Source organism: Streptomyces sp. NBC_00076 (assembly GCF_045041235.1).
In the GTDB taxonomy this organism is placed as follows: domain Bacteria; phylum Actinomycetota; class Actinomycetes; order Streptomycetales; family Streptomycetaceae; genus Streptomyces.
Window position 1 is genome coordinate 8,413,505 of sequence record NZ_CP108242.1, and the last position, 21,893, is coordinate 8,435,397.

Consider the following 21,893-nt stretch of genomic DNA (forward strand, 5'->3'; position numbering starts at 1 on the left):
GCCCGAACGGACCGTAGAGAACGAGTGGAACGCGTGGATCCCTTTCCCCCGCCCGACGCAGCCGACGCCGCCCCGCGCGCCGGCGCCCCGCACGACATCGGTGACCGCGCCGACGCCTACGCGGCGGCGCCCCTGCTGAACTGCCTGCTGCGGGAGGTGGCCGAGCCCCTTGAGCCGTCCGCCGCACAGGGCGCCCACCGCGTGTACCGGCTGCCCGGAGGCAGACCGCTGCGCGTGCGCGGGCAGCGGCGGCCCGCCGAACCCGAGGTCCACACGGAAGACGGCTGGCGGCGCGTCGGCCATCCCGAACTCGTGAAACTCGTCGCCGAGGAACTGGTCCGGCACACCGGGCTGTCCAACCCCGACCTGCCCACCGAGATGATCGACAGCCGGGACGCGGTGGCGGCGCTGCTCACCGCCCGCGCCCGCGTGGCACCGCCGGACGACGCCTACCTGCGCTCCGAGCAGTCCCTCATCACCGGCCACCCCCACCATCCCGCTCCCAAGGCGCGCGGCTGCGGCCCCGTCGCCGACTGGCTGCCCTACGCCCCCGAGGCGCACGCCCGCTTCCCGCTGACCCTGCTGGGACTCCGGGAGGACGCGGTCGTCGACGAGGGCGACACCTCGGCCCTGGACGCGCTGGGCGAGGCCCCGCCCGGCTACCGACTGCTGCCCGCGCACCCCTGGCAGCTCGACCTGGTCGCCCCCGCCCTCGCACCGGCCTTCGCGGACGGCCGCCTGATCCGGCTCGGCGACACCGCGTTCGAGACCTGGCCGACCGCCGCGATCCGCACGGTCTACGCCCCGGGCCGCGACCTCTTCCTGAAGTTCAGCCTGGACGTCCGCATCACCAACGACATCCGCCGGCTGTGGCGGCACGACCTGCTGAAGCTCCGCCGGACGGACACGGCGGCACACGAGGCCCTCGCCTCGTTCGGCGGCCCGGCGGCCTGGCTGAGCGACAGGGGGTACCGGACCGCGGACTTCGCCTTCGAGGAACTCGCCGTCCTCGTCCGCGACGGACTGCGCGGCCACCTCGTGCCCGGCGCGACCCCGCTGCTGGCGGCGGGGCTGGTGGAGGGCTTCGGGGGCAGCCCGCTCGACGGGGCGAGGGACCCGGCGGCATGGTGGGAGGCGTATCTGGCGCAGGTGGTGCCCCCGGCCCTGGCGGCCTTCGCCGACCACGGCGTCGTACTCGAAGCACATCTGCAGAACACGCTGGTCGCCGTCGACGCCGACGGCACACCCGTGCAGGCCCTGTTCCGGGACGCCGAGGGTGTGAAGCTGCTGCCGGAGGTGTCCCGGGCGGCCGGCTGGGAGCGACTCGTGTACTGCCTGGTCGTCAACCACCTCGTCGAGATCGCCGCGGCTCTGGCCGAACGCACGCCCGGCCTCGATCCCTGGCCAGCCGTCCGCCGCGAGCTGTCCCGGCACGACCTCCCGGAGATCGCCGCCCTGCTCACCTCGCCCACCCTGCCCGGCAAGACGAACCTGCTGCTGCGCTGGACCGGCGCGGACGGCGCCGACGCCCGCTACCGACCGCTGCCCAACCCCCTCGCCGGTCTGACCGACTGAGCGCCGTAGTTCACGTTCCGCCCCTTGTCCGACATCCCCCACGGTGCCATGCTCACGACACATGTTTGCGTAAACATGCCGAAGGCGTGATGACGTCCGGGCACCGACCGATCCGGCCCGCGGCAGACGACACTCCGCACGGCAGACGACAGCCCGCACCGCACACGACAGAGGGGACCTGACTCAGACATGCCCAGACCTGGAAGGGCGACGGCAGTGGTGGTGACCGCCGCCGCCTTGCTGACCGGCCTGCTTCCCGCCGTCGCGGGGGCCTCCGCCTCCGGGGGCGTCGCCTCGCGTCCCCAGTACGACGCCATCCCGAACGGCCAGACGTACTACGACACGAACGGCGACCCCATCGAGGCCCACGGAGGCGGCTTCCTCAAGAGAGGAGACACCTACTACTGGGTGGGGGAGGACAAGTCCCAGGGCAACGCCCGGTTCAACGGACTGAATCTGTACAGGTCCAAGGACCTGGAGAACTGGCAGAAGGTCAGGCAGATCCTCACGGTGGACTCCGAGGACACCCGGGGCAACAAGATCCTCACCCACGCGAAGGTGGAGCGCCCGAAGCTGCTCTACAACGAGAAGACGAAGAAGTACGTCCTGTGGGGTCACTGGGAGATGGCCGCGGACTACTCCGCCTCGGAAGTCCTCGTGGCGACCTCCAACACCATCGACGGCCCCTACACGATCACCTCGAAGGGCCACTTCCGCCCCGGTGCGGGGAACGCCGAAGCGGAGGCGATGGGCGACCGCGTCGGGCAGCCGACCGAGGACTTCGACACCTCGGCCAAGGACGCCGCGAACAAGAAGCACGCCTACAAGCCCGTGCAGGCCGACTATCCGGCGAAGATCCTCCAGTACAAGGCCCCGGACGCCCGCGCCCCCGAGAAGCTGTCGTACGTCGGTGACGACGACTACGGCACGAGCCAGGCCGGGAACTCGTGGACGTACCAGCTGAACGACATCACGCACGACACGACGGTGAAGGCGAAGGCGGTCCGGATGACCGGCTTCGACACGTCGGCGTACGACCGGTACGCGAAGGACTACAACGTCTCCACCAGCGGCTACATCGTGCGGTATCCGACGGAGAACGCGTCCGGCACGATGACGGCCCGGTACACGATCGGCGATCCGGGGACCTCCCACGATCAGCTGGTGGCGCCGGTGGTGTCTCCCACGCTGAAGGAGTCGTCCGATCCGTCGGTGGTGCTGGTCAACAGCCAGGACGTCGCGTTCGTCACCGGTGCGACCGCCGACGCGACCTCGTACTTCACGACGGACGGCTCCGACCCGGCCGCCCCGGACAACGCCCAGCGCCGGCGATACACGGACGGGACGCGGATATCCCTGGCGGGGGCCCCGGGCAAGCGGACCGTCGTCAAGGCGGTCACCGAGAAGGACGGCAAGGCCAGTGAGGTCACGTCGGTGACGTACCAGGTGGCCGAGGCCGCGTCGGACGTGCCCGTGTTCACCCCGGTCATCAACCGCGTCCCCGGCACGTACGGCACCTTCGGCTACAAGGAGTTGCGGATCCTCTCCCCCTCCTACGGTGCGGAGACGTACTACACCATGGACGGTCAGGACCCGGCCCCCGCGCGCAAGGGCGACAACATCGGGTACGGCTCACGTGACTTCACCGTCCACCAGGACGAGAAGACCGGCGAGGCCTACCTCGTCACCGCGCAGGACCACATCTACATGCGGGTGTGGAAGCTGAACGACTCCTTCACGGACGTGGTGCCCGACAAGGAGTACGACATGTATGTCGGCGAGCACCGCGAGGCTCCCGCCCTCGTCCGCAACGGTGGCAAGAACGGCAGATTCGTCTACCTCATGACGTCCTACCAGTCCGGCTGGTACCCCAACCAGGCCCAGTACGGGCGCACCGAGGACCTGGACGCGGGCTTTGGTGAGCCGCGGGACGCGTACGGCTACCGCAACGGCCAGAAGGCGTGGAGTTCCCTGCAGCTCGTCGGTGACAACACCACCTACGGTTCCCAGCCCACCAAGATCCTCAACATCGGTACCGACAGCAAGCCGAGTTACGTGTACATCGGCGACCGCTGGCGCCCGGACCTCCTGCTGAAGTCGACGTATGTGGCCATGCCCCTGACCATCAGCGACAGCGGCAACGGCGGCAAGGGTCTGATGAGGCTCCAGCCCACCCCGCGACTCGACCTCGACGCCAAGAACGGCAAGGTCAAGCAGCCGGACTGGAAGCTGCTCTCCCTGAACAAGCCGGTGACCGCCTCTCCCAAGGTCCGTGCCGCCGTCGGCGCGCCCACCGAGAGCCTGAGCGACTGGGAGACCACCCCCGAACAGGAGGCGACCGGGATCTACCGGCACTACGACGCCACCGAGGCCAATGACGGCAAGGACGGGGACGTCAGCGTCTATGACGACACGGAGCAGTACTACAAGAGCGCAGGGCTCCCCTTCTCCTGGCAGGTCGACCTCGGCGGGCGCCACAAGCTGGCCTGGATCGGGCTCTCGTTCAAGACGGTCGGCGGTTCGGACAACGTCCACCGCTACACCGTCTCCGGCAGTACCGACGGACAACGCTGGACGGAACTCGTCGACAACACCCAGAACAACCGGGTCGGCCACCAGAGCCACGAGCTGACCGGTTCGTACCGGTACGTCAAGCTCGACGTGTACAAATCGTTCGACCTCGCGCACGGCAAGGACGCCGACTGGTCCCGCGGGCTCTACGAGGTCTCCGTCTACGGAAAGTGAGAACCGACGCGCCACCCCGCGCACGCGCGCTGGCATACCCTGACCGGTGTGCTGCGTGAAGTGACTGCTGTTCGATACGTGACTCCGCTACGGTCCGGTGGCTCCGTGCCCGGTGTCGTCGAGGCCGACGACCTGGGCACGTACGTCGTCAAGTTCACCGGCTCCGCGCAGGGCAGGAAGGCGCTGGTCGCCGAGGTGATCGTGGGCGAGCTGGCGCGCGCCCTGGGGCTGCGGTTCCCCGAGCTGGTCCTCGTGCACTTCGATCCGGCCGTCGCCGACAGCGAGCCCCACCAGGAGGTGCGGGAACTGCACGGCGCGAGCGCGGGAGTCAACCTGGGCATGGACTACCTGCCGGGCGCCGCGGACTTCACCCCGGAGATCGCCGAGACCTTCCGCGTCGACCCGCTGGAGGCGGGCCGGATCGTCTGGCTGGACGCGCTGACCGTCAACGTCGACCGTACGGTCCACAGCTCCAACCTGATGGTCTGGCCGACCCTCGGCGTCGCACCCCCGCGGCTGTGGCTGATCGACCACGGTGCCGCGCTCGTCTTCCACCACCGCTGGGACGGCTCGGACCCCGAGAAGGCGTACGACTTCCGCCACCACGCGCTCGGTCACAGCGCGCCCGACGTGCGGGCCGCCGACGCGGAGCTGGCGCCCCAGGTCACACGGGAGCTGCTGCGGGGGATCGCCGACGAGGTCCCGGACGCCTGGCTGGCCGTCGAGGGGGTTTTCCGGACCCCGGACGATGTCCGTGCGGCGTACGTCGACTATCTGCACGCGCGCGTGCGGGCCTCCGCCGCCTGGCTGCCCACCGACTTCCCCACCAGGGAGGAACGCGCCGCCGAGGAGGCCCAACGGGCGGCGAGGACGGAAGGAGGACGGCCGAACTGGCTCAAGCGGGTCCCCGACCTGCACGGCGAACCGGCCGCGGAACAGGATTGGTCGGTGCACCTGGGATGACAGTTCAGCCGGATGCCCAGCGGGTCGAGATCGAGTACTGCACGCAGTGCCGCTGGCTGCCGCGTGCCGCCTTGCTGGCCCAGGAACTCCTGACGACCTTCGAGACCGAGCTCACCGAGCTGTCCCTGAAGCCCGGCAAGGGCGGTGTCTTCGTCGTCCGGGTGAACGACGAGGTGGTGTGGGACCGCCGGGAGCAGGGCTTCCCGGAGCCGACCGCGGTGAAGCAGGCGGTACGCGACCGAGTGGCCCCGGAGAAGTCCCTGGGCCACTCGGACAAGCCGGAGTGAGCGTCAGCCCCTGAGCTGCTCGTACGCCGGCAGGGTCAGGAAGTCCGCGTAGTCCTCGTCGAGGGCGACCTCCAGGAGCAGGTCGTGGGCCTGCTGCCAGTGACCGGCCGCGAAGGCCTCCTCGCCGAGTTCCGCGCGGATGTTCCGCAGCTCCTCGGCGGCGACCTCACGGGCCAGCTCCGGCGTGGCCTTCACCGTGTTCCCGGCGTGCTCGAACTCGACGCCCGCGTTGATCCACTGCCAGATCTGCGAGCGGGAGATCTCGGCGGTCGCCGCGTCCTCCATGAGGTTGAAGATGGCGACCGCGCCGAGCCCGCGCAGCCAGGCCTCGATGTAACGGATGCCGACCTGGACGGCGTTGACGAGTCCGTCGTACGTCGGCCTGGCGTCCAGCGAGTCGACGGCGATCAGGTCGGCCGCCTCGACGTGCACGTCCTCCCGGAGGCGGTCCTTCTGGTTCGGCTTGTCGCCGAGGACCTTGTCGAAGGACTCCATGGCGATCGGGACCAGGTCGGGGTGGGCGACCCAGGAGCCGTCGAAACCGTCGCCCGCCTCACGGTCCTTGTCGGCGCGGACCTTCTCGAAGGCGACCTTGTTGACCTCGGCGTCCCGGCGGGACGGGATGAACGCCGCCATGCCGCCGATCGCGTGCGCGCCGCGCTTGTGGCAGGTACGGACGAGGAGTTCGGTGTACGCCCGCATGAACGGGGCGGTCATCGTCACGGCGTTGCGGTCCGGGAGGACGAACCTGGCGCCGCCGTCACGGAAGTTCTTGACGATGGAGAACAGGTAGTCCCAGCGGCCCGCGTTCAACCCGGAGGCGTGGTCGCGCAGTTCGTAGAGGATCTCCTCCATCTCGTACGCGGCCGTGATCGTCTCGATCAGGACGGTCGCGCGGACGGTGCCCTGGGGGACGCCCACGTAGTCCTGCGCGAAGACGAAGACGTCGTTCCAGAGGCGGGCCTCCAGGTGCGACTCCGTCTTGGGGAGGTAGAAGTACGGGCCCTTGCCGAGGTCGAGCAGCCGCTGGGCGTTGTGGAAGAAGTAGAGCCCGAAGTCGACGAGGGCGCCGGGAACCTGAGTGCCGTCGGCGTCGACGAGATGCCGCTCGTTCAGATGCCAGCCGCGCGGACGCATGACGACGGTGGCGAGCTCGCTGTCGTCCTTCAGGGCGTACGACTTGCCCGACCCGGCGTCGGTGAAGTCGATGTTCCGGGTGTACGCGTCGATCAGGTTGCGCTGTCCGAGGACGACGTTCTCCCAGGTCGGCGCCGAGGCGTCCTCGAAGTCCGCCAGCCAGACCCGGGCGCCCGAGTTGAGGGCGTTGATGGTCATCTTGCGGTCGGTGGGGCCGGTGATCTCGACCCGCCGGTCGTCGAGCGCGGCCGGGGAGGGGGCCACCTTCCAGGAGTCGTCCGCACGGATCGCGGCCGTCTCAGGGAGGAAGTCGAGTGTGGAGGTGCGGGCGATCTCGGCGCGGCGCTCGGCGCGGCGGGCGAGGAGCTCGTCACGCCGGGGCGTGAACCGGCGGTGCAGTTCGGCCACGAAGGCGAGGGCCGCCTCGGTGAGGACCTCCTCCTGCCGGGGCAGGGGCTCGGCGTCGACGATGGCCAGCGGGGACGGCGCTGGTGCGGACATGAGCTGTCACTTCCTTCAGCGAGCTTGGCGCCGGGCGCCGGGCGACCCGGGTGGGGGCGAGGAACACCCGGGGAGGGGCCGGGCGCTTCTGAAAAGTGGATACTAGTTTCCTCATCGTGGAACTTCAATGGTTTGTTGATATCAAGACTCTCCGCGCCGAGGCAAGCCGGCGCTCGCTGTCGTCCCGTTCACCCAAGTCACCCAAGGTGCTTCAGGTCGGCGACGGTGTCGATGTCGTACGGCTTTGCCACATCTCCGCACTCGACGAGCGTGATCGCCTCCTCACGCGCCTTCAGATAGGCGCGTGCCCCCCGGTCGCCGGTCGCAGTCGCGGTGACGCCCGTCCAGTGGGCGGCGCCGAGCAGGACGGGATGCCCCCGCACACCCTCATAGGCGGCCGCGGCCAACGACGGCGCATCCCGCCCGGCGGCGAGCACCCGGGCCATCGCCGCCGCCCCGATGCCGGGCTGGTCGACGAGCGAGACCAGCGCGGCCCGCGCCCCCGTCCCGGCGAGCGAGCCGAGCCCGGCCCGCAGCGACGAGCCCATGCCGTCGGCCCAGTCGGGGTTCTCCACGAGCACGCAGTCACCGAGCTCCGCCTGTTCCCGTACGGCGGCGGCAGCGGCCCCGAGGACCACATGCACGCGGGCGCAGCCGGCCGCGCGCAGTTCTCCGACGACGTACTCGACGAGGGGGCGTCCCCGGTACGGCAGCAGAGCCTTGGGCCGTCCGCCGAGTCGCCGTCCGCCGCCGGCCGCGAGAAGCAGTCCGGCCGGCCGCTGTTCGTTCTCCGTCATGCGTCCTGCATACCTGACTCCCAGGAGGACGCCCGGTTCCGTAGGGCTGAATTTCGGTCCTGACAGTGGCGCATCCGTCATCGCGTGGCGTTTACTGACCCGCGTCCCCCGGCGCTCGACCAGCGCCCAGGGGTAGCGCTCGGTGGGACGGGAATGTGCGGGCGCACAACGGTGTGCGAGGGGGGACGGCTGTGTTGCGGAGCTTGGGACAGAGACCGGTGACCGGCGCCGACGAGGATCTCAAAGTGGCGGAATTGCGGACCGCGGTGTCCCGGTTGCGCCGCGAACTCGCCGCGTATCCGGCCGAGTTCCCCGACCGCGCGATCGCGGAGGACGAACTCGCCACCCTGGCGGCGATGACCGTCGACGGGTCGCATGAGATCCCGCGGCTGCGCCGGTCGCTGCTGTTGATCGCCGCGGCGATCGGGTCCGTCAGCGCGCTCGCGCGGGGCCTGTCGGAGGTGCGCAAAGCGGTGGACCTGTTCAGCGAGCCGCCGCGCTCGCCGGTCCAGGAACCGCCGCGCGGGCAGGGCTGAGCCCTACGTCGCCGGTCCTCGGTAGGGGAGCGCGCCCGTGCCGCCCTCGAAGCGGACGTCCCGTGGTACGGATCAGCTCCCGACGTCCGGCTCGAAGACGACCTCTTCCGAGCCGTGCCCGTCGGTGAACCGGCCGCCACGGCATCGCGCGGCGCTCACGCCGGGTTCTGGCTCGCCAGCGCCTGGGAAAGCTCCACCGCGACCTGCTGGAGCACCGGCACGATCTTCTCCGTCGCCGCCTCCGTGACCCGGCCCGCCGGGCCGGAGATGGAGATCGCGGCGGCGGTGGGGGAGTCGGGGACGGACACCGCGAGGCAGCGGACGCCGATCTCCTGCTCGTTGTCGTCGACCGCGTAGCCGGCTTGGCGCACGACCTCCAGCGCCGCGAGGAAGCCGTCCGGCGTGGTGATCGTCTTCTCCGTGGCGGCGGGCATGCCGGTGCGGGCCAGCAGGGCGCGCACCTCGCCGTCCGGGGTGTTGGCGAGCAGCGCCTTGCCGACGCCGGTCGAGTGCGGCAGCACCCGGCGGCCCACCTCGGTGAACATGCGCATCGAGTGCTTGGACGGCACCTGTGCCACGTAGACGATCTCGTCCCCGTCCAGCAGTGCCATGTTCGCCGTCTCGCCGGTCTCCTCGACCAGGCGGGCGAGATAGGGGCGCGCCCAGGTGCCGAGCAGGCGGGAGGCGGACTCGCCGAGCCGGATCAGGCGCGGGCCGAGCGCGTAGCGGCGGTTGGCCTGCTGACGGACGTACCCGCACACCACGAGGGTGCGCATCAGTCGGTGGATGGTCGGCAGCGGCAGCCCGCTGCTCGCGGAGAGCTCGCTCAGCCCCACCTCGCCCCCCGCATCCGCCATCCGCTCGAGCAGATCGAAGGCGCGCTCGAGGGACTGGACTCCGCCGCTGGCGGACTTCGCGGAGTCGGTGGTGCTGGCGCTGGACGTCGGCACGGCGCGTTCCTTTCGGCGCAGGCGGGAAGAGCAGAATCCTACCCGCCAGTCGGTTGACTCCCTGCTTGGACGTGGTTACGTTCTGCGTGCCGGAACCCTATTTCCACTTTGTGGAAACGTCCAGAGTGGGCGCTATGTTTTCCTTCAGGGGGCGCGCCCTTGGCGGCACCCTTGACGGCATGGAGCCGGAAGTGAAGACTCCTTCAACAGAACGTTGAATTCCGTTACGTGGAAGTAAACAGCGGAGCGAAAGAGGCCCGGGTGTCCGACGTAGAACTGGTGCTGCGCTCGACGCGCGTCATCACCCCGGAGGGGACGCGCGCCGCCTCGGTCGCGGTCACCGCCGGGACGATCACCGCCGTCCTGCCGTACGACGCTCCCGTACCCGAGAGGGCCCGCCTGGAGGACGTCGGCGACGACGTCCTGCTACCTGGCCTGGTCGACACCCACGTGCATGTGAACGACCCCGGCCGCACCGACTGGGAGGGCTTCTGGACCGCCACCCGCGCCGCGGCCGCCGGCGGCATCACCACCCTCGTCGACATGCCGCTCAACTCCCTCCCGCCTACGACCACCGTCGACCATCTCCGCACGAAGCGGGAAGTGGCCGCCGACAAGGCGCACATCGACGTCGGCTTCTGGGGCGGAGCCCTGCCCGACAACGTCAAGGACCTGCGCCCGCTGCACGAGGCCGGTGTCTTCGGCTTCAAGGCGTTCCTGTCGCCGTCCGGCGTGGACGAGTTCCCGCACCTCGGCCAGGACCAACTCGCCCGCTCCCTCGCGGAGATCGCGTCCTTCGGCGGCCTGCTGATCGTGCACGCCGAGGACCCGCACCACCTGGACGCGGCCCCACAGCACGGCGGCCCCAGGTACGCCGACTTCCTGGCCTCCCGCCCGCGCGACGCCGAGGACACCGCGATCGCCCAGCTCATCGCCCAGGCGAAGCGCCTCGACGCGCGCGTGCACATCCTCCATCTGTCCTCGTCGAACGCGCTGCCGCTGATCGCCGCCGCCAAGGCCGAGGGGGTCCGCGTCACGGTCGAGACCTGCCCGCACTACCTCACCCTCACCGCGGAGGAAGTCCCGGACGGCGCCAGCGAGTTCAAGTGCTGCCCGCCTATCCGTGAGTCCGCGAACCAGGACCTGCTGTGGCAGGCGCTGGCGGACGGCACCATCGACTGCGTGGTCACGGACCACTCCCCGTCCACGGCCGACCTGAAGACCGACGACTTCGCCACCGCCTGGGGCGGCATCTCCGGTCTCCAGCTGAGCCTGGCCGCGGTGTGGACCGAGGCGCGCAGGCGCGGGCACGGCCTGGAGGACGTGGTCCGCTGGATGTCCACGCGGACGGCCGATCTGGTGGGCCTGCGGCAGAAGGGCGCCATCGAGGCCGGCCGCGACGCCGACTTCGCGGTCCTCGCGCCCGACGACACCTTCACCGTGGACCCGACCGCTCTCCAGCACCGTAACCGCGTGACGGCGTACGCGGGCAGGACACTGCACGGCGTGGTGAGGTCCACCTGGCTGAGGGGCGAACGCGTCGTCGCGGGCGGCGAGTTCACCGAACCGAAGGGGCACCTGCTCACGCGGACCCCGACTCCCTGAACCGCGGGGCCACCTGCCCAGCGGTGGCCCCCGGGACCCACCCCGTTGTCTCCGCACCCGCACCCGTATCCGCACCCGCACCCGTATCCGCACCCGCGGCGGCCGACTCCGAAAGGCAGACCTGATCACCGTGACGGCGATTGAAAGTTTCACCGGCGACGCGACCCCCTACGGAGGCGGTGACCCGTACGCGGACTACCGAACCGCCGCGTTTCCCTTCACCCAGTACGCCAACCTCGCCGACCGGCAGCTGGGCGCCGGAGTCATCGCCGCCAACGACGAGTTCTTCGCCCAGCGCGAGAACCTGCTGCTTCCCGGCCCCGCCGAGTTCGACCCCGAACACTTCGGGCACAAGGGCAAGATCATGGACGGCTGGGAGACCAGGCGCCGCCGGGGTGCCTCCGCCGACCACCCGTGGCCTACGGCCGAGGACCACGACTGGGCGCTGGTCCGCCTCGGCGCGCCGGGCGTGATCCGCGGCATCGTCGTCGACACCGCCCACTTCCGGGGCAACTACCCGCAGGCGGTGTCGATCGAGGGCACGTCGGTGCGGGGGTGCCCGTCCCCGGCGGAACTCCTCGGGGACGACGTGAAGTGGACGACGCTCGTCCCGCGCACACCGGTCGGCGGCCACGCGGCGAACGGCTTCGCCGTATCGGTCGAACAGCGCTTCACCCACCTGCGCGTCAACCAGCACCCCGACGGCGGCATCGCGCGACTGCGGGTGTACGGCGAGGTCGTACCCGACCCCAAGTGGCTGGAGGTCCTGGGCACCTTCGACGTGGTCGCCCTGGAGAACGGCGGCCGGGCCGAGGACGCCTCCAACCTCTTCTACGCACCGGCCTCCAACACCATCCAGCCGGGCCGCTCCCGCAAGATGGACGACGGCTGGGAGACCCGCCGCCGCCGCGACCAGGGCAACGACTGGATCCGCTACCGGCTGGTGGCCCGGTCCCAGATCCGCGCGCTCGAGATCGACACGGCGTACCTGAAGGGCAACAGCGCGGGCTGGGCGTCCGTCTCGGTCCGGGACGGTGAGGAAGGCGAGTGGACGGAGATCCTCCCGCGCACCCGCCTCCAGCCCGACACCAACCACCGCTTCGTCCTCCCGACCCCGGCCGTCGGCACGCACGCGCGCGTGGACATCTATCCCGACGGCGGCATCTCCCGCCTACGCCTGTTCGGCTCCCTGACGGAAGAGGGCACGGCGACCCTGACGGCCCGCCACCAGGAGCTGGGCGACTGAGAGGGCGGAGCCGGCGTGCGGGGTCTTGGGGCTGAGCCCGGACCCGGGTCCGGGACAGAGGCCCCGCGCAAGCTTCGATGCCGTGCTTGTCGAAGATGTCCTGCCGGTACAGCATGCCCATCGGGCCGGTGTGAGGGGGACCGCACCTCACGCCCGGGTCAAGGCCCGCGTCCGGAGTCCGGGGCGCAGCCCGCGCTCGGAGTCCCGGGCTGAGCCCGCGCCCGGGGCCCGGGGCGGAGCCCTGCAAAGACGCCCGGGCGCGTAGCCCGCCCCGGGTTCAGAGGCCGCCCCCTCAAGGGCCAAGGACGCACCCGCCGCCGGGGCCAGGGGCCGGCCGACCCCTCAAATGGCCCGGGGGACGCGGTGCGCCCCGGGGTCCAGAGGCGGAGCCCCGGCCGGGTGGAAGGGGCAGTGCCCCTGGGGATGGGACGGGCAGGGGCGGCGGGGGCGAAAAGGCCCCCGCTCGTCACGCCGCATGCCCCCCGTCCACGGAGAACTCGCCCCCCGTCACATACTCCGCCCCCGCCAGATAGGCCACCGTCCCCGCCACTTCCGACGCCGTCCCGTACCGCCCCAGCGCCGTCATCGACGCCTGCCCCTCCGCATATGGCCCGTCCGCCGGATTCATGTCCGTGTCGATCGGCCCGGGATGCACGATGTTCGCCGTGATCCCCCGCGCCCCCAGCTCCCTGGCCAGCGCCTTCGTGAGCCCGATCAACGCCGACTTGCTCATCGCGTAGAGCGTCCCGCCCGGCCCCGGAACCCGCTGCGACATGCACGAACCGATGGTGATGATCCGGCCCCCCGCGCCCATCCGGGAGGCGGCCGCCTGGGACGCCAGAAAGACCCCGCGCACATTCACGGCCAGCACCCGGTCCACCTCACCGACCGACAGGCTCTCCATGGGCCCCAACAGCCCCACTCCCACGTTGTTCACCAGCACGTCCAGCCGTCCGTCGAGCGCCTCCGCCGCCCGCTCCACCGCTCCCGCCGCCTCGTCCGCGTCCGCGGAGTCCGCCCGCAGCGCCACCGCCCGCCGCCCCAGCGCCCGCACGGCCCGTGCGACGTCCTCGGCCGCCTCCTTGCCGCTCACGTAGGTGACGGCCACGTCCGCGCCCTCCTGGGCGAGCCGCAGGGCCGTCGCCGCGCCGATACCCCGGCTGCCGCCGGTCACCAGAGCCACCTTGCCGTTCAGAGATCCGTTCTTCGTCGTCATGCGTCCATCTCAGCGGCCCCCGCCCCTGAACACCGGCGGCGAACGGACATCGACATCAGCCGCCCGCAGCGATCCGGAAACCCGATGAATGCCGTCACGGCAGCGGGCGTCTCCATCCAGTCGTACGAACCGGCGCGCCGCCCGGAGCGCGGGTCGTACGGAGCGTGGCTCAGTCGTGCCAGGTGGTTTCAGGTCCCGTCGCAGGATGCGGAACCCCGCGGGAGAGGCCAACGCCGCCGGACGCGGCGTACTCACAGTGGCATCGGATCGACGTCACAGTTCGCCGGCAGGCCGGCCTGTGCTGTCCCGATGGCCGGGTGATCGGAACCGAGCACCCGTTCGTAGCGTGCGAGCGTGTCCTCGTGCAGTGCGTCCGCGTCGTCCCCGCGCCCCAGCAGTCGCAGCCCGAGCACCAGGTTGACTGCGATGGCGAGAGCGGCGGGATGGTCCTCGCCGAGGTTGCGGCGGCCCTGCTCCAGAGCGCTGGTGCTCAGCTCGACACAGGCCCGGATCTCTCCCGACTCGTACAGATCGGCGGCGAGGTTGTTGGCACAGGCGAGGGCGTTCGGGTGCGCCGGGCCCAGTTTCTCCGCGAGGGCCCTGAGAATCTGCTCGTTCAACCGGCGCGACTCGCCGACGCGTCCGAGGAGTCTGAGGCAGACGGCGTGGTTGATCCGTGCGCCGAGGGTGTGTGGGTGATCGGGTCCGTACAACCGCGCGTAGCCCTCACTCCCGCGTTCGCTCAGCTCGAGCGCTTCCCAGAGCTCCCCGTTGTAGCGCAGGTCTATGGAGTGTGTGAGCAGCGCGGCGAGCGTCTCGGGATAGTTGTCGCCATATCGGTTGCGGTACAACTGCAGTGCCCTGCGGGAGAGTTCCAGGGCTCGTGCATGCCGGCCCATGCGGCGCTCGGCCTGCGCCAGGCCCTGCTGGCTGCCGATCGTGCTGGGGTTGTTCGCGCCGAAGTGGTACTCGTAGCGGCGGGAGACATCCTGTTGTTGTCTGTATGCCTCGATGTACTCGCCGGCCTGCCGCAGATCCATGGCGATGCCGGCCAGCGTGTGGAGGGTCGACAACGCGTTCTCGCCGAGTTCCTCGACCTTGCGGCGATGGGTGTCCTGGTCCAGCTCCAGCGCCGCCCGGAAATCCCCGGTGAGCCGCAGGTTCAGTGCCACGCGATGCGCGAAGATCAGTGTGGACACGTCACTGGGGCCGAAGAGCCGTCGACTCGCCTCGAAGGCCTGACGGTCCAACTCCGAAGCGCCGGCGAAGTCGCCCCGCATGCGCAGGTCCCAGGCGAGCATCGAGGTGATGTCCAACGTCGTCTCGTGCTCGGTGCCCATGGTCTCGGTCATGGCCTCCCGGGTGCGCTGATCCAGTTCATACGCCAGGTGGTGGTGCCCCAACGCTCGCAGGGTGTCCCCGTAGAGTTTGGCTGCTCGCAGTCCGTGCTCGTCGTTCTCGCCGGCGGCGTCCCGCCACGTCTCGTAGGCGTCCCGCGCCAGATCCCGGGAACCCTCGTAGTCGCCCCAATAGAACATGTACTCGATCTCGTTCAGGACCAACTGGCGGACCCATCGATCGTGAGACAGCACGGCTTTGCTGCTGAGCACATGGGGGAGCAACTCGCCGTACTGCTGCCACTGCCCCGGCGAGGAAGGTTCCACCGGATCGCCGTGGGCCAGGAGCCGGTGCGCGGCGCCGCGCATCTGGTCCTTGAGCTCGTCGGGCATCTGGTTGACGAGTACTCGCTGGACCAGTCGGTGCAACTGGATCGTGTTGGTGATGTAGTTGATCCGCGCGAGCGCATAGCGGTTGACATCGCGGATCGCGCGCCCCAGCCGGATCGGATCACTTAGCGCGAGGGCGAGTTCGGGCGGCACCGGAGCGTCGCGGATCCCGGTGATGAGCCGTCGGGAGATCGGCTCCGGGGCGAAGAAGGCGCATACCTGCAGCAGTTGGAGAGCGGCGGGATGGTCTCGCTGAAGGCGCTCCAGCGACAGGTTCCAGGCCGCGGCGACGGACAGGGGATAGTCCGGAGGCGGGTCGCTGGCCATCAGCTCGAAGGCGTGCTGCTCGAACAGCCGCAGGTATTCGTCCGCGGGCATACCTGTCTCGGCGAGCCATACGGCCGCCTGCTCGACGCCGAGCGGTAGGTCTCCGAGAGTCTCGGCGAGCCGGTCCGCGGTCGCGTCGTCGAGATTCGGTGCGCGGAGTTGAAGCAGCTGACGGCTCTCCGCGCGGGTGAACACGTCGACTTCCAACGGCCGCGCCGCGGTGGCCCATTGGGCATTGCGGGACGTCACCAGAATGCGACCGGGCCCGTTGGTCGGGAAGAAGTCCCGGACCGTGTCGGGTGTTTCCGCGTTGTCGAAGACAAGGAGCCAATTCTTGTCCGGTTCACCGATTCGCAACGCCTCGATGACGGCGGGCACCGCGGTGCCCGCCTCACCGCTGCCGATGTCGAGGCCGAGGCGGCCGGCCAATTCCACCAGGGACTGGCGGATCTGCTGCGGCTGCTCGGACGGAATCCACCAGACGACCTGGTACTCGTGCATATGGCGGTATACGTACTCCACCGCCAGCTGAGACTTTCCCACCCCTCCCATGCCCTGCAACGCCTCGGGAATGACAGCCGTGGTGCCCTCCTGCAGGCGCTGGTGCAACTCCTCGAGAAGTTGCACCCGGCCGGTGAAGGCTCGGTTCCGTGGAGGTACGTCTCCCCAGACCGGCGGTGGCTTGCGTGCTTTCTCGCCCTGCTGCGCGGCGGACACCGCCTGAGGTTCGCCCACGGACACGTTCCCTCCGATCCCGGGTGCTGCCGCGACATGCTCACCCCTGCGAACGCGGGTGGAGCCCGAGTGGTCAGGTTGTTCCCGCACCGCGGGTGAGTGAACATCTGGAGCGGTGGCGCCCTGGAACAGCCGTGTCCTGAGCGTGGCCGCCGCGGGGCCGTAGCGCCCGCCGAGGGCGACGAGGGCGGGCAGGACGGGCACGAGCCACGCCCGGATCCGCTCCACGGGCAGATGCGCGGCGAGGCTCGGGTCCCGCGCGACGGCGCCCGCCTGCCGCAGTTCGGCCTCCAACGGCCCCTGCGTCGCCTCAGCTAGGAACTCGAAGACCGTCTCTATGACGAGTGCCGTCTCGTCACGTGTCCCTTCGGACAGCAGCTCTTGACGCAGGCCGTCCACGAACTCCAGATCGACCCGCGTGGAACCCGGTGGATCGGCCTCTGCCGCGGTGCGCCGCAGCAGCCCGCTCAGCAGCAACTCCGCCAGATGCCAGGTGCGGGCCTCGGGGAGCAGCTTCCGCCGCAGGACATCGAGGATCGCCAGGTTCAGCGGGGCGGCGGCACACAACCGCGCCAGGTGATAGGCGGTCGGACTGAGCTGCGCCCGGACGCGACGGACCAACTCCGTCGCGGGGACGGGCTGGGCCCGGGCAGGACGCTGCCACCGGGGTACGGCCCCCGGCGCCACGGATGCGGCGAAGGCCCTCACCTCGTACGCCGTCGCTTCTTTGTGACTGACGAAGCGCGCCCACCGGTTGAGGGCCTGGGGGGTCAGTTCCAGCACCGGGATCGGCATGGCTCGCTGGTCGGCGGCGTCCGCGTCCTCCTGCCAGGCGGGAGCGAAGTCGTCCGGCCGCCAGGACCACAGGCGGTTCGCGGTGATCGGCCCGGGACTGGTCAGCAGTGCCCGGTAAGGCGGACTGGGACCGCGCGACCACAGGTGTTCCGGAAGCACGTTCACCACGGCGACCGGTGTGGTGCTCGCCCAGCGGGCAAGCCGGCGCTGGGCGCTTCCGTCGGCCCACCGGTCCGCGTGCATGTCGGTGAGCACGAGGACGGCGTGCCGGCCGGGCGCATCGATCAGGTGGGGAGCCCTGTCCGGTCCGCTGCCACTGCCGGCCGCCGTCGGCCAGAGGCACACCCGAACGTCACGGAAGGCCCCGGAACCTGCCAGCACCCTCGCGAACCGCTTCGCTGTGGGAGACCACAGCGCCATGGAGTGGCCGCCCTCCACGACGAGCGACACGATCAATCGCCGATCTCCTGTGGGCCGGGACCGGGGGCGTGGCGTGTTGCCGCCGCATACCGCTTCCGCGGTGCCCCTCCTGGGCGACGACCTTGCGGACCGGCCGGCCGACGGATGCCTGAGCGGGCGGAATGTCACCGACCAGGAACGGAACCCGTCTGACGGGAAGGAGCCCTGGGAGTCGACCGGCGTCCGGCCGGACGCCGTCCGGCCCAGGTCCGCCTCCGACGAGGCCGCTCCGTGCCCGGCCGCGTCCAACTCGCCCGCAGCGTCACGGGCCGCGGCGACACGCTGCTCGCGATGGGCGGCCAGCCACAACGCCTCACCGACCGCCGACGAGACGGAATCAGGGCGTGCCGGGTCGACAGAGGCGCTGCACGACCTCGTGCCGTCGTGCCGCCAACCGGGCGGAAAGGGCGGACTGGTCATCCAGGACCTGTTTCGTCGAGACGCTGCCACAGGGCATGGAGCAGCCGGTCCAACGAGGTCTTGTCCGGTCCTGAGGAAGTCGTCCGCAGATACTCGGAATCGAGCAGCTGGTCTGAGGCGAGGGTTCCGCCCGCGATGGACCGGGCGAGGAAGTCCCGGATCATCGTCAGCCGCTCCGCACCGTCGCCCGTCGCGAACTGGGCTGCCAGTACGTCGGCGAGCCGTTCGGCGTTCGGCGGGGGCAGCTCGAGAGAAAGGCAGTGGCGGAGCAGGTCGGGGGGCAGGAGCCGCTCCCCGGTGCGGGTGATCACGACGAAGGGGAAGGCACGGCAGCGGATCGTCCCGTGGCGGATCGTGACAGCGCCCACCGGGTCGTCGGTGTGCACGACCACGTCCGGCGTCCGCGAGCGCACGCGGGACAGCTCGGGTATGCGGAACTCGCCGTCGGCGAGGATGCCCGTGAGGCCGTCGACGAGGTCCAGGTCCGCTTTGTCTAGGTCGTCGATCAGCAGGACGCGCGGTGCCTCGCGGGGGATCAACGCCGTTCCGAGCGGACCCAGTTGGAAGAAGTCACCGATGCTCCCGGCAGTTGTCCGCCCGTCCTGGTCGGGGTGGCCCTCGCCGACGCGGTCATGGGGCGCCCCACGTACGGCGGCGTCCTGTAATCGCCCGATGGCGTCGTAGCCGTACAGGCCCTCGGAAAGCGTGGAACTGTTGGTGATCCGCCAGTGCAGTACCCGACCGAGTCCCAGTTCACGGCTGACGCGGTAGGCCAAGCTCGACTTCCCGCTGCCCAGGGGGCCGGTCACGATGAGCGGACGCCTCAGGAGCAACGCGGCGTTCACCATGTCGACCTCTTGGTCGGACACCGCCTGGGACGACGTGTCACCCGCGCCCAACAACCGGAGTGTCGTGGCCGCGTCGTCCGGAGGGGGGCCGGGCACCACCGGGCCGCCGTCGAAGTCGCGCCAGGGAGGCGGTGGGGGCAGCCGCTCGGTGAGGGGCACCGCCGGGACCGGTCCCGCCGAACCGCGGTAGACCCGCCACTCCCGGCTCCCGCTCACCGGCGCGGGTGCCGAACCGCCTCGAGCCTCGCGTGCTTCCTCCCCACCGTGTCCCCTCACCATCGCCTCCTCCGTCACCCGGCCCCCTGCGCAACCGGCCCATGGACCACCAGGAATGTGCCGATCACATTTCGAATTCAGGTTTCACAAGCGTCTCGGTCGTACCTGAGAGGATCGGTTCCGGAAATTCCGGCAGCCGACTGGGATCATCCCACAGAACAGCTATACCGGCGCCTGTGTCGTCCTGTGCGAACGCGTCGTCCCGTTCTGCCAGTTCCGATCGTAGGCGCACCATCTGTTTCAGTAATTCACCCAACGGGTATGCCAGCGCGGCCTCCACGGCATGGTGGATCTTGTCCGTCAATCGTCCGGCATGGCTCCACACGAGTACCGGGAGACCGGCGTGGAGGCCGGTGAGTAATTCGTTCCGTCCCTGAAGCTGGTCAGGCGGAGCGCCGAGGGCCATCAGGACGACACCCGGATCCCGCTTGAGGCACAGGTAGAGATGGCGGTTCTCCGTGGTGTCCCGGCCGCCGCACCGGTGTGCGCGGGCCTGCCCCGCACGCGCGGTCAGTACATCCCAGCGCTCGTTCCAGACCCTGTGCGTCTGCAGGGCCTCGATCCGCTCCAGACTGCGCACGACCACGGTGTAGTCCTGCCAGAACGGCGGGCCGCCGTGCTCGCTCGTCCACACTTGTTGGTCCCCCAACGCTCCGATCCGGGACCACTCCTCCACCGGTTCGTTCAGCAGGGACACCGGCAGGATGAACTCCAGCACGATGCCGCCTCGATGGGTGTGCAGCCGGGCCTCCTCCCGATCCACGAGAGCGGCGACGTAACGGCGCACCTGGGCGCGAGGCACCGACGTGTCGTCGCGGCGGCGAGGCTCCCAGGACCTGTCGGTGTTGGTCCAGCAGGTGACGTCGACTCGCTCCGGTGAACTGATCGAAGGGGACAACCGGATCATCAGGTAGGCGGGGTGCGCGCCGTTCGCCGCCTGCGGTCCCATGTCGGCGCGAGGCCGTTCCAGCATCCGCCGGGCCGCCGCCGGGTCCTCGGCGCTGCCTCCCACCTGTCGGCCGACCCAGGTACGAATCGGGTCGCCCCGCTCCGATGGCAGGACCGCGGCCAACGCCTCAAGGAAGCGCGCCGACCGTGGCACTCCGTCCATGGGCCGGTTGATGTGCGCCAGTAGTTGACAGGCGTCCCAGGCCGTGTTGCACCCCCCGGGCAGGGGGCCGAAGTGGGGGCCTGCGGCGTCGCGATAGAGGTCGGCGAGCGCAGGCACGGAGGTCCGGTCCAGTCCGGCGAGGAGGGCACGCAATTCGAGCTCGGCGGAGTCGTCGAATACGGGCAGGACGACCGAGTGGGCCAGTGACGCGGCATGCCGCGACGGCAGATCATAATCGGCCAGATATTGCACGGCATCGGTCAGGGATTGCCACCCTTTGGAAACGGATCCGAATGCCCGAACCATCGTGATGACGTGGATCTTCTTCTCACTGGACTCCTTTACGGAAACCCGAACCTGGAGCCGCTCCATGGCTTCCAGGATGCACAGTCTGCGGTTGTCCAGGTCGTTGAGTACGGACACCTTCATCAACGCGTCCACGAGACGTACGGCGGATTCCGGATCCGGAACCGCGCGCGTCGCGCCGTCAGCCATCGTCACTCAGCCGGTGTGACCAGATCCGCCCGGCCAGTCGTGTGAAGCGCTCCATGGCGATGGTCTCCCCCTCCATGCCCCGGACTGCCGCGATCAGAGCAGCCGGTCCTTCCTCGAACTCGTCGCATCGGCGGACGACGTAGAGGAGCTGGAGCCTCGGCCGGTTCTGCCGCGGGACTCCCCACGCGATCTTGCCGGGCAGCACGGACAGCAGTGACGTCCCCCCGTCCGACGCGACCGATTCGATGGCCAGCAAGCATTCCACGAGCGGCCACAGATCCCCGTGGAGTGCGAGCTCATCGCTTCGCCCTTGTCCCATAAGGGAATTCCCGGCCAGGAGATTGCCAAAACGGGTTCCGTTCAAGACGTCCAGCGGGATCATCCAGGCCACTCTGGTCGAATCGATCTCCGGTGTGTCGAGCACGGAAGTGACGATCCCGACCACGAGACCGCGGTCGAGGTCCCACACACCCGCACCGCTGAAGCCCGGTCCGATGCGCGCTCCGGTGACGCTCGAACCGTCTAGTTGACGCCACTCGGCATGCGTTCCGCCGGTCCCGATGACCCGCGCGTGTGCCCACAGACCGTGGGCGACCCTGCCGGGGTGGCCGAGTACCGACACGGTGAATCCGGTACGGGTGCCGCACCTGCCGACCGGCGCCGGGTCGGGGCCGGCGTCAATCGGAATCTCCAGCCGCAACAGGGCCAGGTCGCCCGCGGGACGGGAGCGCAGCCAGCCGCCCTCGATGACCCGGGCGCGCACCGGCCCTTCCCTCCCTCTGCCCGCGGCAGGAAAGTCCACCAGGACCTCATCCTGAGGGGCCTGCTGTGTCCGGGGTATCCGTAGAGCGGCTTCCACGACATGAGCACATGTCAGTAGAGTCCGCTCGCTCAACACCACCCCGGCACCGAAAACCTGCCTGCCCGGAGGGTCGAGTACACGGGCCCGCCAGGAGTCGGCGTGCTGCGGCCCGGAGGCTGTGGCGTCCCCTGGTCCCACGGGTCTCCCTCCTGCCGGCCGAGAGGTGCGCGGAACCGCGTGCGCGGGGCAAAAGGGTAGACCGAAGACCAGTCGTTTGGGTACGGGGCGCGATCCGTCACGCTCAGCCCCCTGACTCGCCAACCGCCCCTTCACTGGTGCG

General features: G+C 70.1%; 15 protein-coding genes. 7 read left to right on the top strand and 8 right to left on the bottom strand.

All coding sequences use genetic code 11. The features are described 5' to 3' along the window. Positions 1-24: 24 nt before the first annotated feature. The 4 genes from OHA64_RS37745 to OHA64_RS37760 all read left to right on the top strand — a co-directional run bounded on the left by OHA64_RS37745 (position 25) and on the right by OHA64_RS37760 (position 5,570). A complete protein-coding gene (locus tag OHA64_RS37745) occupies positions 25-1,575 on the top strand; it encodes an IucA/IucC family protein (protein WP_405621049.1) in 1,551 nt (516 codons plus the stop codon). Between the two features lie 189 nt (positions 1,576-1,764). Beyond that, positions 1,765-4,320: a discoidin domain-containing protein gene (locus OHA64_RS37750; RefSeq protein ID WP_405621051.1), complete on the top strand. Its 2,556-nt coding sequence runs from the start codon at positions 1,765-1,767 to the stop codon at positions 4,318-4,320. A 48-nt stretch (positions 4,321-4,368) separates the two neighbouring features. Beyond that, positions 4,369-5,283 (top strand): HipA family kinase, encoded by a 915-nt coding sequence (locus tag OHA64_RS37755; RefSeq protein ID WP_405621053.1) that lies wholly within the window; start codon positions 4,369-4,371, stop codon positions 5,281-5,283. Then, complete coding sequence (locus OHA64_RS37760; protein WP_405621055.1) at positions 5,280-5,570, top strand: SelT/SelW/SelH family protein; 291 nt, start codon at positions 5,280-5,282, stop codon at positions 5,568-5,570. The genes OHA64_RS37755 and OHA64_RS37760 overlap by 4 nt, the downstream gene beginning before the upstream one ends. A 3-nt stretch (positions 5,571-5,573) precedes the next feature. On the opposite strand, the gene aceB is transcribed toward OHA64_RS37760, so the two are convergent. Beyond that, entirely contained in the window at positions 5,574-7,208 is a 1,635-nt protein-coding gene (aceB, locus tag OHA64_RS37765; RefSeq protein WP_405621057.1) for a malate synthase A, read from the bottom strand. A gap of 197 nt (positions 7,209-7,405) precedes the next feature. Next, complete coding sequence (locus OHA64_RS37770; RefSeq protein WP_405621059.1) at positions 7,406-8,005, bottom strand: NTP transferase domain-containing protein; 600 nt, start codon at positions 8,003-8,005, stop codon at positions 7,406-7,408. A gap of 191 nt (positions 8,006-8,196) precedes the next feature. On the opposite strand from OHA64_RS37770, the gene OHA64_RS37775 reads away from it, so the two are divergent. Continuing rightward, positions 8,197-8,541, top strand: a complete 345-nt coding sequence (locus OHA64_RS37775) for a DUF5955 family protein (protein WP_405621061.1) — start codon at positions 8,197-8,199, stop codon at positions 8,539-8,541. Between the two features lie 155 nt (positions 8,542-8,696). On the opposite strand, the gene OHA64_RS37780 is transcribed toward OHA64_RS37775, so the two are convergent. Further along, the gene (locus OHA64_RS37780; RefSeq protein WP_405621063.1) at positions 8,697-9,491 is read right to left on the bottom strand and encodes an IclR family transcriptional regulator; all 795 of its coding nucleotides are present in this window, start codon (positions 9,489-9,491) and stop codon (positions 8,697-8,699) included. 261 nt (positions 9,492-9,752) lie between these two features. On the opposite strand from OHA64_RS37780, the gene allB reads away from it, so the two are divergent. Beyond that, positions 9,753-11,096: an allantoinase AllB gene (gene allB / locus OHA64_RS37785; RefSeq protein WP_405621065.1), complete on the top strand. Its 1,344-nt coding sequence runs from the start codon at positions 9,753-9,755 to the stop codon at positions 11,094-11,096. Between the two features lie 130 nt (positions 11,097-11,226). Next, a complete protein-coding gene (gene alc / locus OHA64_RS37790) occupies positions 11,227-12,342 on the top strand; it encodes an allantoicase (RefSeq protein ID WP_405621067.1) in 1,116 nt (371 codons plus the stop codon). Between the two features lie 466 nt (positions 12,343-12,808). On the opposite strand, the gene OHA64_RS37795 is transcribed toward alc, so the two are convergent. The 5 genes from OHA64_RS37795 to OHA64_RS37815 form a co-directional block, all read right to left on the bottom strand. Beyond that, positions 12,809-13,558: an SDR family oxidoreductase gene (locus OHA64_RS37795; RefSeq protein ID WP_405621069.1), complete on the bottom strand. Its 750-nt coding sequence runs from the start codon at positions 13,556-13,558 to the stop codon at positions 12,809-12,811. A 251-nt stretch (positions 13,559-13,809) separates the two neighbouring features. Further along, positions 13,810-18,021 (bottom strand): FxSxx-COOH system tetratricopeptide repeat protein, encoded by a 4,212-nt coding sequence (gene fxsT, locus OHA64_RS37800; protein WP_405621071.1) that lies wholly within the window; start codon positions 18,019-18,021, stop codon positions 13,810-13,812. Further along, on the bottom strand, positions 18,018-19,148 hold the full coding sequence (locus OHA64_RS37805; RefSeq protein ID WP_405621073.1) for a MoxR family ATPase: 1,131 nt from the start codon (positions 19,146-19,148) through the stop codon (positions 18,018-18,020). The genes fxsT and OHA64_RS37805 overlap by 4 nt, the downstream gene beginning before the upstream one ends. 61 nt (positions 19,149-19,209) lie before the next feature. Further along, positions 19,210-20,751 (bottom strand): effector-associated domain 2-containing protein, encoded by a 1,542-nt coding sequence (locus tag OHA64_RS37810; protein ID WP_405624275.1) that lies wholly within the window; start codon positions 20,749-20,751, stop codon positions 19,210-19,212. Then, positions 20,744-21,886 carry a trypsin-like peptidase domain-containing protein gene (locus tag OHA64_RS37815; RefSeq protein ID WP_405621075.1) on the bottom strand — a complete coding sequence of 381 codons (1,143 nt, stop codon included), beginning with the start codon at positions 21,884-21,886 and terminating at the stop codon, positions 20,744-20,746. The genes OHA64_RS37810 and OHA64_RS37815 overlap by 8 nt, the downstream gene beginning before the upstream one ends. Positions 21,887-21,893 lie beyond the last annotated feature (7 nt).